Genomic DNA, 14481 nt, shown 5'->3' with positions numbered 1-14481 from the left:
CGGGAGGCGCGTACGTCTGAGGTACGCGCCTCCCCCACCGGTTGCCGTGGACCCCGCTCGGGTCCACGGCGGCCGGCCGAGGGCCGTCCCCCTCGGCCGGCCGGTATCGGGGGCCGCCGGGAAGCCGTCAGGCTCCGGCGGCGATCTGCGCGAGGCGGCGGGCCTCGTCGCGGGTGGCGCGGGCGATGGCATCCTCGTCCACGGTGGTCAGGCGGTTGGACTCGACGACCGGCCTGCCGTTGACGAGCGAGAGGGTGACGGGGGCCGCGGCGCCGAAGACCAGGGCGGTCACCGGGTCGGCGATGGAGGCGTGGGCGAGCGTGTCCAGCTTCCACAGGACGAGGTCGGCGAGCTTGCCGGGCTCCAGGGAACCGATCTGGTCCGCGCGGCCGAGGACCTGGGCTCCGCCGTACGTACCCAGACGCAGGGCCTGACGGGCGTTCAGGGCGCGTTCGCGGTGCGGGCCGAGGCGGTTGACGAGGAGGGCGTTGCGCAGTTCGGTGTGGAGTTCGCCGGACTCGTTGGAGGCGGTTCCGTCGACGCCGAGGCCGACCGGGACGCCCGCGGCGAGCATGTCCGGGACCCGGGCGATGCCGGCGGCGAGACGGGCGTTGGAGGACGGGCAGTGGGCGACGCCGGTGCCGGTGCGGGCGAACGCGGCGATGTCCGAGTCGTTCATGTGGACGCAGTGCGCCATCCACACGTCGGCGCCGAGCCAGCCGGTCGACTCGAAGTAGTCGGTCGGGCCCATCCCGAACAGCTCGTGGCAGAACTTCTCCTCCTCCACGGTCTCCGAACCGTGGGTGTGCAGCCGGACTCCGCGACGCCGCGCCAACGCGGCTCCCTCACGCATCAGTTCGGTGGACACGGAGAACGGGGAGCAGGGTGCGACGGCGATCTGGGTCATCGCGTCGAAGGAGGTGTCGTGGTGCGCGTCGATGGTCGCCTCGGTGGCGGCCAGCGCGCCTTCGAGGGTCTCCACGGCGAAGTCCGGCGGCAGCCCGCCGTCCTTCTCGCTGCGGTCCATGGACCCGCGGGCGAGGGTGAACCGTACGCCCATGTCACGGGCGGCGCCGATGATCGCGCCGGACAGGTCGCCGGATCCCTTCGGGTACACGTAGTGGTGGTCCATGGCGGTGGTGACACCACCGCGGGCCATCATGGCGAGCGAGCCCTGCGCGGCGGTGCGTGCCATCGGCTCGTCGATGCGCGCCCACGTCGGGTACAGCGCGACCAGCCACTCGAAGAGGTTGTGGTCGGTGGCCAGGCCGCGGGTGATCCACTGGTAGAAGTGGTGGTGCGTGTTGACCAGGCCGGGCGTGACGAGGTGCCCGGTGCCGTCGATCCGGCGGACGACGTGTTCCAGGCCCTCCGGCGCCCGTCCGGCGCCGACGGACTCGATGCGGTTGCCCGCGACGACGACATGGCCCGAGGCGTACTCGGTGTCGTCGGCGTCGACGGTCGCGATCGAACAGTTCTCGATGACGATGCGTTCCACTCGGTCGGCTCCCGGTGCTGCCATGGTGCTTCCTTCTCTCATCAGCGATGTGGGCACGGCAGGACCCTAGGAGGATTTGAGTGCCACAGCCGTGCGGCCGTGGGTGCCGAGGTGGTGGAAGAACAGGTTGAGCAGGACCGCGACCAGCGCTCCGGCGCTGATGCCGGAACCCAGGACGGTCTGCGCCCAGGACGGGAATCCCGCGTAGAAGCCGGGCGCGGCGAGCGGGATGATGCCCGCGCCGAGCGCCACGGCGACCAGGACGATGTTGGAGCTGTCGTCGAGTCCGGCCTCGGAGAGCGTACGGATGCCGCTGACGGCGATCGAGCCGAACAGGACGACGCCGGCGCCGCCGAGCACGGGCATCGGAACGAGCGAGACGACCGCGCCCAGGACCGGGAAGGCGCCGAGGACCAGCAGGGCGCCGCCCGCGGCGGCGACCACGTACCGGCTGCGGACCTTCGTCAGCGAGACCACGCCGACGTTCTGCGCGAAGGCGCTGGTCGGGAATCCGCCGAAGACCGGTCCGACGAGGGTGGCGATGCCGTCCGTACGCAGTCCGCGGGTGAGGGTCCTTCCGTCGGTGCGCCGGTCGCAGATCTCGCCGAGCGCGAGCATGCCCGCACAGGACTCGGTCATCAGGACGAGCATCACGATGCAGAGCGAGAGGATCGCGGCGGGCCGGAACTCGGGGGCGCCGAAGGCGAAGGGGGTGGGGAGGGCGGCGACGGGGGCGGACCCGATCGCGGAGAAGTCCGCGAGCCCGAACGGGACGGCGGCCAGCGTTCCCGCCAACAGGCCTATGAGCAGGGCTACTTGCCTGAGGAACCCGCGCCCGAAACGTTGGACGATCAGGATGATCGCGAGGGTGAAGGCGGCGAGGGCGAGGTACTTCATGGCGCCGAAGTCGGCCGCTTCCTTGTCACCGCCCTGGGCCCAGGAGACCGGGACCGGCATCAGCGTGACCCCGATCAGGGTGATGACGACGCCCGTGACGAGCGGCGGGAAGAAGCGCAGCAGTCTGCCGAAGAACGGGCCGACGGCCAGACAGAACGCCCCGGCGACGAGCACCGCACCGTAGATGACCGGCAGTTGGTGCCCGGGGGCACTGGTCTCCGCGATGGCGAGCATGGGTGCGATGCCCGCCGAGGAGGCGGCGTTGACGAACGGCAGCCGGTTGCCGGCGAAGCCGCCGATGCCGAGCGTCTGGAGGAGGGTGGCGCAGCCGGCGATCAGGAGGCTCGCCGCGATCAGCCGGGTCATGCCCGCCTGGTCGAGGCCGACCGCCTGTCCGATGATGAGCGGTGGTGTGACGACGCCCGCGTACATGGCGGCGATGTGCTGGAGCGCGGCGGGGACGAGCCGCGACGGGGCGGGCTTCTCGTCCACCGGGTGGACCCGGCGCTCCGGCTGGGTGGAACATGGGCCTTCTGCTTCTGCGGGCCCAAGTGCAGGCTGTGCCATGGGAGTTCCCTCCGGACCGGCCGGCTCCCGTCCGCTGTGGACGGACGGGAGCCGGCGCGGCACCGCGTCAGAGGTTGGTCATGTCGACCGGGATCTGCGGCTCGACTCCGTCCCGCAGCACGGTGGCCTCGATGAGCCCGTACGGACGGTCGGCCGCGAAGTAGACCTCGTTGTCGTTCTTGAGGCCGAACGGCTCCAGGTCCACCAGGAAGTGGTGGTTGTTCGGCAGCGAGAACCGGATCTCGTCGATCTCGCTGCGGCTGTTGATGATGCGTGAGCCCATCTGGTACAGCGTCTGCTGGAGCGAGAGGGAGTACGTCTCGGCGAAGGCCTGGAGCATGTGCTTGCGCGCCTGCTCGTAGGACTTCTCCCAGTTCGGCATCCGCTGCTCGTCGTCGGTCCAGTTGTAGCGCCAGCGGGCGGAGACGTCGGTGGCCAGGATGCGGTCGTACGCCTCCTTGAGCGTCGTGTACTTGTCCTTGACGTAGCCCCAGAACTCGGAGCTGGTCGAGTTGAGCACCGTGAGGTCCTTGAGGCCGGAGATGACCTGCCACTTGTCACCGTCGAAGGTGATCTGACTGGTGCGGATCTCCTGGTTCTTGCGGACGAAGGAGTGCTTGACCTCGTCGGAGCCGATGAACTGCGAGTTGCCGTCGGAGGTGGCGATGCGCTCCCAGGCGTACTCCTCGATCCGGATCCGCGCGGTCCTGATCGGCTCCTGCGACGTCACGAAGTGACGGGCCAGGTGGATGCCGAACTGCTCGGCGGACTCGATGCCGTGCTCCTTGGCGAACGCGAACACCGTGTTCTTGGTGGTGTCGGTGGGCAGGACGTTCGCGTTGGAGCCGGAGTAGTGGACGTCGTCCATGTCGCCGGAGAGGGCGACCGAGACGTTCAGGTCCTTGATGTGGTGGGTGTCGCCGTCCCGCGTGATCCTGACGACGCGGTTCTCTGCTTTGCCGTACTGGTTCTGGCCGAGAATCGTGGGCATGTGTCTGCTAGCTCCCTCGGTATACGGAGTAGCCGAACGGGTTGAGCAGCAGCGGTACGTGATAGTGCTCGCCCGCGGTGACGGCGAACGTGATCGCCACCTCCGGGAAGAACGCGCCGCTGTCCCTTACGCGGGGGGCGTCCTGCTGCGCCTCGGCTTGCTTCTTGGCGGTGAAGTACGACTCGGTCTCGAAGTCGAGCCGTACGTGGGTGGTGCCTTCCGGCAGGGCCGGCAGGTCCTTGCAGCGCCCGTCCGCATCGGTCGCGGATCCGCCGAGCGCCACCCATGGCGCGTCGCCGCCCGAGCGGGCGGCGAGCGTGATGGTGACGGCTGCGGCGGGGCGGCCGATGCTGGTGTCCAGGATGTGGGTGGACACCGATGCGGTGGCGAAGGTGCTCAAGACCGTCACTCTCCTTCTGTTGCGAGCTCTGACGAGCCTTCCGTGACGAGGCGCGTGAGGCGGATGCGGTTGATCTTGCCCAGTTCGGTGCGCACGACGGCGCGCTCCTGCTCGGGCGTGTTCCCGGTCCGGGACTTCACCGCGTCGCGCATCTGCTCACCGGTGGCCCCGGTGGCGCAGATCAGGAAGACGTGTCCGAACCGCTCCTGGTAGGCCAGGTTGAGTGCGAGCATCTCGGCCTTGAGTTCCTCGGTGGCGCCGGCCATCCCCCGCTGCTCGCGGGAGGAGACCGGGTCTCCGGGCTTCGGGCGGCCGATCGGCGGGTGACCGGCCATGGCCTCGGCCAGGTCCTGCGCGTCGAGTGCCGCCGTGGCGGTGTCGCTCGCGGAGAACAGGGCTTCGGCGGTGGCGTACGGACGGCGGGAGAGGATCGCTCTTCCCCAGGCCGCACTGGCACAGATCTCGTGCAGCGCGGTCGCCGCCTCGTCGTCCGCCAGGGTGTTGAACCGGGCGAGGCCCGGTGTGGAGCTCGAAGTCACGGGAGCCTCCGTGGCTGTTTTTCGCTGTGCGTCGGTCGGGCTGCGGATAGCTAACGCCCTCCACAACACCACGTCAACACTTTGTTGAAATTCCGTTCATGTAAAAAGCCGTCGCCCGGTGATCCGGACGACGGCTCGCGCGTTCATGTGCCGTTTACATCTACCCGATGTCCCAACTACTCGGCCTTGGAGCCGTTTTCCCTGTTCAGGTAGTTGTAGACGGTGAAGCGGGAGACCCCCAGGGCGCCCGCCACCGTCTCGACGCCGTGCCGCACCGAGAAGGCACCGCGTGCCTCCAGGGTGCGGACGACCTCCTGCTTGGTCCTGCGGTCCAGCTCGGCGAGCGGCTTGCCGTGCCGTCGCTCCATCGCGGCCAGGATGTGGTCGAGCGAGTCGGAGAGCTGGGGCAGCCGGACCGCTATGACGTCCTCGCCCTCCCAGGCCAGGACGACATCGTCGGGCTGCGCCTGCTCGGGTCCGAGCAGCTCGGCGCCCATGGCGTCGACGAGCGGCTTGACGGCGGCGACGAGAGGGTGGTCCGCGGCCCCGGTCACTTCGGGTCCTCCCCGATGACGTTGACCTGGAGCGAGACCCGGGTGGCACCGGATGCCAGGGCCTTGCGCAGCAGGGAGTCCACGGCGGTGAGCACCTCGTCGGCGCCGCCCTCCGCCGTGTTGCCGAAGGGACCGACGTCCACCGCGTCCAGTTCGGCCGACTGGATGACCTCGCGGGCCACGACCGCGTGGGCCGGTGCCTCGTCGAGATCGAACGGCTCGGTGGTGAACTCCACTCTCAGGCGCACTGTGTCTCCTCTTGCCTCGCGCCGCGTCCGGGGCGACCCGCGGCTCGGGCACGACCCTAACCCGCGCACGCGCTACACCGGCAGCACGCAGACCGCGGCCGGGGCGGGGAACGGGCTGCCGGCACGACTCAGGGCGCCGCTGTCCGCGTCGACCCGGAACGCCGTGACCGTGCCGGAGCGCTGGTTGGCGGCGAAGAGCAGAGTCCCGTCCGGGGAGAAGGCGGTGTGCCGGGGGAAGTCGCCGCCCACCGGCACGGTGTCCAGCAGGCGCAGCGTGGCCCCGCCGTCCTCGACGGCGTACCGGGTGAGGCTGTTGTGTCCCCGGTTGGCGAGGTAGGCGAAGCGGCCGTCGCCGGTGACCAGGAGCTGGGCGGGGTAGCTGGTGCCCGTGCCCGTTCCGGTGGACTGCGGGGCGCCCGGGGTCAGGGCGCCGGTGGCGGGGTCGTAGCCGCAGACGACGACCGTGTTGTCGAGCTCGCACGCGAGGTAGGCGTGGCGGCCGCCCGGGTGGAAGGTGAGGTGGCGCGGTCCGGCTCCCGGACGCAGTGCGGCGTACGAGAGCTGTTCCAGGGTGCCGCGGTCCTCGTCGAGCCGGTACGTGTACACGGTGTCGTTGCCCAGGTCGACGGCGAGGACATGGGCGCCGTCGGGGGCGGTGACGATCTGGTGGGCGTGGGGGCCGTCCTGGCCGGGTCCGGGCGCGGGCGCGGTGTGGGCGACCAGGTCCGTGCGCTCCCCCACCGATCCGTCGGCGGCGAGCGGATGCACCGCGACGCTGCCGGAGGTGTAGTTGGCGCTGAGCAGCCACCGCCCGCCGGGATGGACCGAGAGATGGCAGGGGCCGGCGCCGCCGGTGGACCGCGTCCCCAGCACCCGGAAGGTCCCGTCGCCGGCGAGGGCGACGGCCGTGACGCCGCCGTCCTGCTGCTCGTCGACGGCGTAGAGCGTGCGGCCGTCGGGGTGCGGCGCGAGGTACGAGGGGTTCTCGACGCCGGTGACGACGGTGCGGGAGGCGACGGAGCCCGTCGCCGTGTCGTACGAGGCGACGCCGATGCCCGTGCCGCCCGGGGTGGTCGAGGTGTACGTGCCCAGGAAGAGCGTTCCGGTCCGGCCCGCCCCGGGTTTCGCGGGATGCGGCGGCCGGCCGGGGCGGCGTTCGCTGCGGGGAAGGCCGGGGGCGGCGGCGAGGACGCCGCCCGTCAGGAGTGCGCCGAGGACGGTGCGGCGGCTGGTGGGCGATGTCATGCGAGGCACCTCGTGGGGTCGGTGGCGTCGGATGTGTCAGTCACAGTGGCCTTCCTCCGGCAGCCCGCGCAAGGCACGCACCGGCCATGGCGGGCACCGGCCATGGCGGGCACCGGCCGGCGCTGCGGGGGCGGGCTCCGGGTCAGTCACCGGACTGGATGTCGCCCCGGGTGGACGACGTGATCGGATCCCCCTGGGCGAAGTCCCCCGGCGGGATCCCCGGGTGGTGTCCGCCCTCCACGTGCTCGACCGCGGCCGCCGGGCCGAGGGCCAGGCGGGAGACGATCCGGTAGCGGTCGCCGCGGTAGAGCGAGTGCACGTACTCCACGGGGCAGCCGGTGGTGTCCGAGGTCAGCCGCTCGAAGAGGAGGGCCGGGGAGAGCTCGGGCACGTCGAGGAGCCGGGCCTCGGCGCGGGTGACCACGGTGGGCTCGATGGCCTGGACCGCTTCGTGGACGTGTACGTCGTGGCGCTCGCGCAGGTGCTCGTACAGGTCGCCGTTCTCCAGTTCCTGGGCGGTCAGGCCCGGGACCAGTCCGGCTCTGATGTGCAGGTGCTCGATGGCCATCGGGGTGCCGTCGACCAGTCGCAGCCGGGCGACATACACGATCTCCGCCGCGGGTGACATGCGCAGTTTGCGGCCGACCCGGGCGCCGGCCTGGAGGGTGGTGAACTCCAGCAGCCGGCTCGACCAGGCGCCGGCCGCCTGCGGGACCGTCAGGGCGAGGTCGGCCGCGACGAGCTCCTGGGTGATCTTCGCGGGTGCGACGAACATGCCCCGGCCGTGCTCGCGCACCAGCAGCCCGGCGGCGACCAGCTCGTCGATCGCGGCGCGCAGGGTGGGCCGCGAGACGCCGAGCGTGGCGCAGAGACTGCGCTCCGACGGGATGGCGTCTCCCGGGCTGCGCGACTCGATCAGCTCCAGTACCGCGTCGCGGGCCCGTTCCCGTTTGAGCACCGTCCCCGATGCGTCGGTGTCCATGCGCTGCCCCTCCTGACCTGTCACTCACTTACCAGTTGACCAACCAGTGCGGCCAACTCGGCTACTGGTCAAGGGAAGTGTAGCCGCTCTTCAGTCAATCGCCTCGGGCCATATTTCCACGAGATCACGAAAATCCTTATGCACCAAGGGGGTTGACGGCCTCATTGGTCTATGCCACCTTCATCCACCATCAAGAGATGAGCTGTCCAGTGGGCTTCACTGGTCAGGTGGTCAGGTCCTGTCTCCCAGAGGTGATCCGTGAAGTACCGCTTGCTTGCCAGTGGGTCCGCGCTCGTGATGGCCGCCGTTCTCAGTGCCTGCGGCTCATCGTCCGACTCCGCCGGGGAATCCGGTGGCGGGCCGACGGACATCGACGTGTGGCTGATGCGCGACAGCGTCTCCGCCCAGTTCCAGAAGGAGTTCGTGAAGGGCTTCGAGGCCGCGCATCCCACGATCAGGGTCCGTGTCCAGATCCAGGAGTGGGACGGCATCGGCGAGAAGATCACCGCCGCGCTGGCCAGCAACGACGCACCCGACGTGATCGAGAGCGGCAACACCCAGGTCGCCCAGTTCGCCCAGAGCGGCGGCCTGCTCGACCTCAGCGACAAGGTCGGCGAACTGAACGGCAAGGACTGGCTCAAGGGCCTCGCCGAGCCGGGAGCGTACGAGGGCAAGCAGTACGGCATCCCGTACTACGCGGCCAACCGAGTCGTCATCTACCGCACCGATCTGTTCGAGAAGGCGGGCGTCGACGCGTCCGCGATCAAGACGCGCGAGCAGTGGACCGAGGCCACCGGCAAGCTCAACAAGGGCGGCACGCAGGGCATCTATCTGCCCGGGCAGATGTGGTACGCGCTGGCGGGCTTCGTCTGGGACGAGGGCGGTGACCTCGCCACCGAGTCCGGCGGCACGTGGAAGGGCACGCTGGACACTCCCGAGGCGCTGCGCGGGATGGAGTTCTACGAACAGCTCCAGGCGCTCGGCAAGGGCCCGAAGGACTCGGACGAGGACTCACCCCCGCAGGCCGACGTGATGGCCCAGGGGAAGGTGGCCCAGGTGATCTCCACCCCGGGCGGCGCCAACGTCGTCATGGAGAAGAACCCGGCGCTGAAGGGCAAGCTCGGCTTCTTCCCGATCCCGGGCAAGAGCGCGGACACGCCGGGTGCCGTCTTCACCGGAGGCTCCGATCTGGTCATCCCCACGGCGTCCGGGCATCAGGACGCGGCGCTGACCTTCATCAAGGAGCTCACCGGCGACGCCTGGCAGAAGAAGCTGGCCGTGGCCATGAGCTACGTACCGAACCGGACGACGCTGGCCTCGGCGGTGGCGGACGATCCGGGCGCGGCCGCGATGGCGGTCGGCGCGGCGAACGGGCACGCGACGCCCAACACCCCGGGATGGGCGGCCGTCGAGGCGGAGAACCCGATCAAGGACTACATGGCGGCCGTCCTGACCGGCGGCGACCCGGCGAAGGAGGCCGCCAAGGCCTCCGCCGACATCACCCGCGCCATGAACACCGCTTCCTGATCCTCCGCCCATCCGCCCGACCACCGAGAGGAGGCGTGCCGTGTCGGTCATCCGGGAACGCACCGCACCCCCCAGCCGCCTGCGCCGCCCGGCGACCGGCACGTCAGGACCGCCGCGCCGGCTGCGGTCCGGGGAGCCGCGCGGCCTCTGGCCGTACGTCCTGATCGCACCCGCCGTCGGCGGCATGCTCTATCTGCTGCTCTACCCGCTCCTGCGCGCCGTACTGATCTCGCTGCAGGACTTCCGGCTGCGCCAGCTGATCATGGGTGACGCGGAGTTCGTCGGTCTGCGGAACTACCGGACGCTGCTGAGCGACCCGCGGTTCTGGGAGGTGGTGCGGCGCACCTTCCTGTTCATGGCGGTCAACGTGGTCCTGATCATGGTGATCGCGACCCTGGTGGCGCTGATGACCGAGCGGCTGGGCCGGTTCGGCCGCACGGTGGTGCTCAGTTCGCTGGTGCTGGCCTGGGCGATGCCGGTGGTCGCGGCCACCACGGTCTTCCAGTGGCTCTTCCACTCCGAGTTCGGCATCGTCAACCGGCTGCTGACCGAAGCCGGCTTCTCCTCCTTCGACCGCTATCCGTGGTTCGCGCACGGCACCGCCGCCTTCTCGATCCTGGTCCTGCTGATCGTCTGGCAGTCGGTTCCGTTCGCGGCGATCACCGTCTACTCGGCGCTCACCACGGTCCCGGCGGAGCTGTACGAGTCGGCGCGGCTGGACGGGGCGTCCGGCTCCCGGATCTTCCGTTCGGTCACCTTCCCGATGCTCAGGCCCATCTTCCTGCTGGTCTTCTCGCTCGAAGTGATCTGGACGTTCAAGGCCTTCGTCCAGATCTGGGTGATGACCCGCGGCGGCCCGGGCGACGCCACGACGATCCTGCCCGTGTACGCGGTGCAGAAGGCACTGGCGGGGCAGCGCTACGACCTGGGCTCGGCCGCCTCGATGATCACCGTGGTCCTGATGTCCGGAGTGCTCGTCCTCTACTTCCGCCAGATGTTCCGACAGGAGGACGAGTACCGATGACCCTGCTGCGCCCGAGAGTCCGGCGGATCCCGCTGAACGCCGCCGCCGTACTGACCGTCCTGGTCTGCCTGTTCCCCGTCTACTGGATGATCTCGACCGCGTTCAAGCCGTCGCGGGACATCCAGTCCGCCGACCCGAAGCTCTTCCCGCACACCTGGACCCTCGACCACTTCCGCACCGCCGTGCAGGCCGACGGGTTCGAGCTGTTCTGGCGCAACAGCATCCTGGTGACGCTCAGCTCGATCCTGCTGGCCCTGCTCGTCGCCATCGGCTCGGCGTACGCCGTGGCCCGGATGCGCTGGAAGGGACGCCGGCAGTTCATGCTCATGGTCTTCATCGCCCAGATGGCGCCCTGGGAGTCACTGATCATCCCGATCTACATCATCTCCCGCGACACGGACATGCTCGACCGGCTGCCGACCCTCACGCTCGTCTACTTCATGGTCACGCTGCCGTTCTCGATCGTGGTGCTGCGCGGCTTCATCGCCACCATTCCGCCGGAGCTGGAGGAGGCCGCACAGGTCGACGGCTGCACCCGGACCGGCGCCTTCCGGCGGGTGGCCCTGCCCCTGCTCGCACCGGGGCTGATGGCGACCTCGCTGTTCGGCTTCATCACCGCGTGGAACGAGTTCGCGTACGCCAACTTCCTGATCATCAAGCACCAGGACAGCCGCACCCTGCCGGTCTGGCTGTCGTCGTTCCAGAACACCTTCGGCACCGACTGGGGCGCCACGATGGCCGCCTCGACCCTCTTCGCCCTGCCCGCGCTGGTCGTCTTCCTTCTCCTCCAGCGCCATGTCACCTCCGGCTTCGCGGCCGGCGCCGTCAAGGGCTGACACCCGAGAACCGAACCCGGAGGCCACCCGTGCCCGCATCACACCCGGAACAGTCCCTCGTGCCCCGCCCCCGCAAGGTCTCGGCCCGCCCCGGCCGCTTCACCCTGGACCAGGACACCTCGGTACGGGCCTACCCCGGAGCGGAGGGCGCCGCCGACCTGCTGCGCACCCTTCTCGCCCCGGCCACCGGCCTGCCCCTCGCCCCCTCCGCCACCGGCCGCATCGTGCTGGCCCTCGATCCGCAGCTGGGGGGCCTCGGCGAGGAGGGGTACGGGCTCACCATCGGCCCGGACGCCCTGCTGCTGCGGGCCGCGCGGCTCCCGGGCCTGCTCTGCGGCGTCCAGACGATCCGCCAGCTCCTGCCCGCCGAGGCCCTGTCGGGCACGGCGCAGCGGGATGCGCCGTGGACGCTGCCCTGCATCGAGATCAGCGACGTACCGGCGCACCCGTGGCGGGGGTCGATGCTCGATGTGGCCCGGCACTTCCAGCCGGTGTCCTATCTCCGCCGGTACGTGGACCTGATGGCGCTGCACAAGCTCAACACGCTCCACCTCCACCTCACCGATGACCAGGGCTGGCGGATGCCCGTCCCCGCCTACCCGCGGCTGACCGGCATCGGCGGCCACCGCAGACAGTCGATGTCCGGCCCGCCGGGACGCCCCGACGAGAGCTTCGACGGGATTCCGCACTCGGGGGCGTACACCCGGCAGGAACTGCGGGACCTGGTCCGTTACGCGGCGGCGCGCGGGGTGCGGGTGATGCCGGAGATCGAGATGCCGGGCCATGTGCGCGCGGCCCTCGCCGCCCACCCCGAGCTGGGCAACGATCCCTCACGGCGGCTCGACGTGTGGACCCGCTGGGGCGTCTGCGACACGGTGTTCGGCGTCCACGAGGAGGTCTTCGACTTCTGCCGGACGGTGCTGGAGGAGGTCATGGACGTCTTCCCGTCCCCGTACATCCACGTCGGCGGCGACGAGTGCCCGACCACCGAGTGGGAGACGAGCCCGGCGGCGCGGGCGCGGGCCGCCGCGGAGGGGCTGCCGGACGCCCGGTCGCTGCACGGCTGGTTCATGGGGCGGATCGGGTCGTTCCTGACCGAGCGGGGCCGGCGCCCGGTCGGCTGGGCCGAGACGGGCACCGAACTGCCCCCCGATTTCACGGTGATGACGTGGCGCGACCCGGCCCACGCGCTGGCCGCCGCCCGCCGCGGCCATCAGGTGGTCGCCGCCCACTACCGCGCGACGTACCTGGACTACGCCCAGTCCGCGGACCCCGCCGAGCCTGCCGCCCAGCCGGGGCCTCCCGTCGGTCTGCGGGCCGTCCATGGCAACCGGCCGGTGCCGGACGGCTGGGACGCGGCGGACGCGGCCCGCGTGCTGGGCACCCAGGCCCAGTTGTGGACCGAGTACGCCGGCACGCCGGAGCGGATCGAGTACCTGACGTACCCCCGGCTGTGCGCCCTCGCGGACCGTGCCTGGTCGGGCGGTCGCAGCGACTGGCCCGGCTTCGTGTCCCGGCTGGGCCGGCACACGGCACGGCTCGACGCCCTCGGCGTCGGCTACCGCCCCCTGAACCCCAGGTCGCTCCAGACCACTTCCCCATGAACAGCGCCATCCCAGCAGGAACCACTCCCCCACGACCGTTCCGGAGAGGAACAGGTTCATGAAGTCACTCGCGAAGAGCCGGATCCGAGCGGTGGCGGCAGCCGCCGCCACCGTGGCCCTGGGCTGTACGGCCCTGGCCGCCGTCCCGTCGTCGGCGAGCGCCGCCGCCGGCCACCTGACCGTGCAGTACCGCACCAGTGCGTCCGGGGCCACGGCAGACCAGAGCGAACCCTGGCTGAAGGTGCGCAACACCGGCAGCACGGCCGTACAGCTCAGCGCCGTCAAGGTCCGCTACTACTTCAAGGGCGAGGCGGCGGGCGACGCCTACCGGTTCGCCTGTTCCTGGGCGGTGAAGGGCTGCGCGAACATCACCGGCACGTTCGGCACGCTCGCCTCCCCGACCGCCACCGCCGACCGCTATCTGGAGATCGGCTTCACCCCGGGTGCCGGTTCGCTCGCCCCGGGCGCGGACACCGGTGACATGCAGCTGCGCTTCTACCGGTCGAGCTGGCAGACCCTGGTGCAGAGCGACGACTACTCCTTCGACGCGGGCCGGACGGCGTACGCCGACTGGTCCAAGGTGACCGCGCAGCTGGCCGGCGCCACGGTGTGGGGCCAGGCCCCGGAGGGCAACGGCCCGACGGATCCCACCGACCCGACCGATCCGACGGACCCGACCGGTCCGCCGGAGGGCGCGCCCACGCTGTTCGACGACTTCAACTACAGCGGGCACACCGATCCGCAGATCGCCGCGCACGGCTGGAGCGTCCGCTCCAACTCCGGCGGACCGGGTGTGCCCGGTGCCACCTGGGCGCCGGAGAACGTCACGTTCGCCTCCCAGAGCGGGAACTCGGTGATGAACCTGGAGACGTCGACCGCGGGCAGCGGCGAGTCGACGAAGCAGACCGAGATCCTGACCCGGTCGATGAAGTTCCGCAACGGCACGTACGCGGCCCGGGTGAAGTTCAACGACGCACCGGTCTCCGGCCCCGACGGCGACCACCTCGTCCAGACGTTCTTCACCATCAACGACCTCAAGGCACCGATGGCGGACGACTACGCGGAGTACGACTTCGAGTACCTGCCGAACGGCGGCTGGGGCGAGAGCGGCAACATCCTGTACACGACCTCGTGGGAGACCTACCGGCCGGACCCGTGGGAGGCGGTCAACGCGCATACCGAGTCCCGGCAGAGCTACGCGGGCTGGCACGACCTGGTCGTGACGATCGACGACAGCGCGATCACGTACTACATCGACGGCCAGTTGTTCGGCACGCACGGTGCGGCGTATCTGCCGGAGCGCGGCATGTCGATCAACTTCAACCAGTGGCTGATCGACCTGGCCGGACAGACGAGCACGACGCCGCGCTCGTACGACCAGCAGGTGGACTACGTCCTGCACGTGAAGGACCAGGTCCTCACTCCGGCTCAGGTCGGCGCCAGGGTGAGCGCGTTCCGCACAGCGGGGACGACGTTCCAGGACACGGTGCCGGCCGGGTGATCCGGTAGCGGACGCGCGGGCGGGGCGGAGGGCCATCGAGGCCTCCGCCCCGCCTTCGGTCTGTCCGG

At 70.5% G+C, this 14481-nt stretch carries 14 protein-coding genes; 5 read left to right on the top strand and 9 right to left on the bottom strand.

The annotated features are described in order from the left end of the window. Positions 1 to 127 precede the first annotated feature (127 nt). From ACIQMX_RS18075 to ACIQMX_RS18035, 9 genes are all read right to left on the bottom strand, one after another. On the bottom strand, positions 128 to 1522 hold the full coding sequence (locus ACIQMX_RS18075) for an 8-oxoguanine deaminase (protein WP_402479083.1): 1395 nt from the start codon (positions 1520 to 1522) through the stop codon (positions 128 to 130). Between the two features lie 42 nt (positions 1523 to 1564). Beyond that, positions 1565 to 2962, bottom strand: coding sequence for a nucleobase:cation symporter-2 family protein (locus ACIQMX_RS18070; RefSeq protein ID WP_402479080.1), 1398 nt, complete (start codon positions 2960 to 2962; stop codon positions 1565 to 1567). A gap of 67 nt (positions 2963 to 3029) precedes the next feature. After that, complete coding sequence (gene pucL, locus ACIQMX_RS18065; RefSeq protein ID WP_363078712.1) at positions 3030 to 3953, bottom strand: factor-independent urate hydroxylase; 924 nt, start codon at positions 3951 to 3953, stop codon at positions 3030 to 3032. A 7-nt stretch (positions 3954 to 3960) separates the two neighbouring features. Continuing rightward, positions 3961 to 4353 (bottom strand): hydroxyisourate hydrolase, encoded by a 393-nt coding sequence (gene uraH / locus ACIQMX_RS18060; protein ID WP_363078710.1) that lies wholly within the window; start codon positions 4351 to 4353, stop codon positions 3961 to 3963. A 5-nt stretch (positions 4354 to 4358) separates the two neighbouring features. After that, entirely contained in the window at positions 4359 to 4892 is a 534-nt protein-coding gene (uraD, locus tag ACIQMX_RS18055) for a 2-oxo-4-hydroxy-4-carboxy-5-ureidoimidazoline decarboxylase (RefSeq protein ID WP_402479076.1), read from the bottom strand. Positions 4893 to 5068: 176 nt separating this feature from the next. Next, the gene (locus ACIQMX_RS18050) at positions 5069 to 5446 is read right to left on the bottom strand and encodes a helix-turn-helix domain-containing protein (RefSeq protein WP_363078706.1); all 378 of its coding nucleotides are present in this window, start codon (positions 5444 to 5446) and stop codon (positions 5069 to 5071) included. Then, positions 5443 to 5694, bottom strand: a complete 252-nt coding sequence (locus ACIQMX_RS18045) for a hypothetical protein (RefSeq protein WP_266784485.1) — start codon at positions 5692 to 5694, stop codon at positions 5443 to 5445. The genes ACIQMX_RS18050 and ACIQMX_RS18045 overlap by 4 nt, the downstream gene beginning before the upstream one ends. 72 nt (positions 5695 to 5766) lie before the next feature. Next, on the bottom strand, positions 5767 to 6939 hold the full coding sequence (locus ACIQMX_RS18040; protein WP_402479072.1) for a lactonase family protein: 1173 nt from the start codon (positions 6937 to 6939) through the stop codon (positions 5767 to 5769). Positions 6940 to 7081: 142 nt separating this feature from the next. Then, entirely contained in the window at positions 7082 to 7921 is an 840-nt protein-coding gene (locus tag ACIQMX_RS18035) for a GntR family transcriptional regulator (RefSeq protein ID WP_363078702.1), read from the bottom strand. A 258-nt stretch (positions 7922 to 8179) separates the two neighbouring features. Here ACIQMX_RS18035 and ACIQMX_RS18030 point away from each other — a divergent pair, with 258 nt between their 5' ends. Genes ACIQMX_RS18030 through ACIQMX_RS18010 form a run of 5 tightly spaced genes read left to right on the top strand, consistent with a single transcriptional unit; the run spans position 8180 to position 14413 of the window. Further along, positions 8180 to 9448 carry an extracellular solute-binding protein gene (locus ACIQMX_RS18030; RefSeq protein WP_402479069.1) on the top strand — a complete coding sequence of 423 codons (1269 nt, stop codon included), beginning with the start codon at positions 8180 to 8182 and terminating at the stop codon, positions 9446 to 9448. A gap of 40 nt (positions 9449 to 9488) precedes the next feature. Then, complete coding sequence (locus ACIQMX_RS18025) at positions 9489 to 10472, top strand: sugar ABC transporter permease (protein WP_363078698.1); 984 nt, start codon at positions 9489 to 9491, stop codon at positions 10470 to 10472. Further along, a complete protein-coding gene (locus ACIQMX_RS18020) occupies positions 10469 to 11308 on the top strand; it encodes a carbohydrate ABC transporter permease (protein WP_363078696.1) in 840 nt (279 codons plus the stop codon). The genes ACIQMX_RS18025 and ACIQMX_RS18020 overlap by 4 nt, the downstream gene beginning before the upstream one ends. Positions 11309 to 11337: 29 nt before the next feature. After that, the gene (locus tag ACIQMX_RS18015) at positions 11338 to 12912 is read left to right on the top strand and encodes a beta-N-acetylhexosaminidase (RefSeq protein ID WP_402479066.1); all 1575 of its coding nucleotides are present in this window, start codon (positions 11338 to 11340) and stop codon (positions 12910 to 12912) included. 58 nt (positions 12913 to 12970) lie between these two features. Next, positions 12971 to 14413: a cellulose binding domain-containing protein gene (locus tag ACIQMX_RS18010; RefSeq protein ID WP_402479064.1), complete on the top strand. Its 1443-nt coding sequence runs from the start codon at positions 12971 to 12973 to the stop codon at positions 14411 to 14413. Positions 14414 to 14481 lie beyond the last annotated feature (68 nt).

This window comes from Streptomyces sp. NPDC091416, assembly GCF_044756845.1.
Taxonomy (GTDB): domain Bacteria; phylum Actinomycetota; class Actinomycetes; order Streptomycetales; family Streptomycetaceae; genus Streptomyces.
This window is presented reverse-complemented; position numbering and strand designations above follow the sequence as displayed.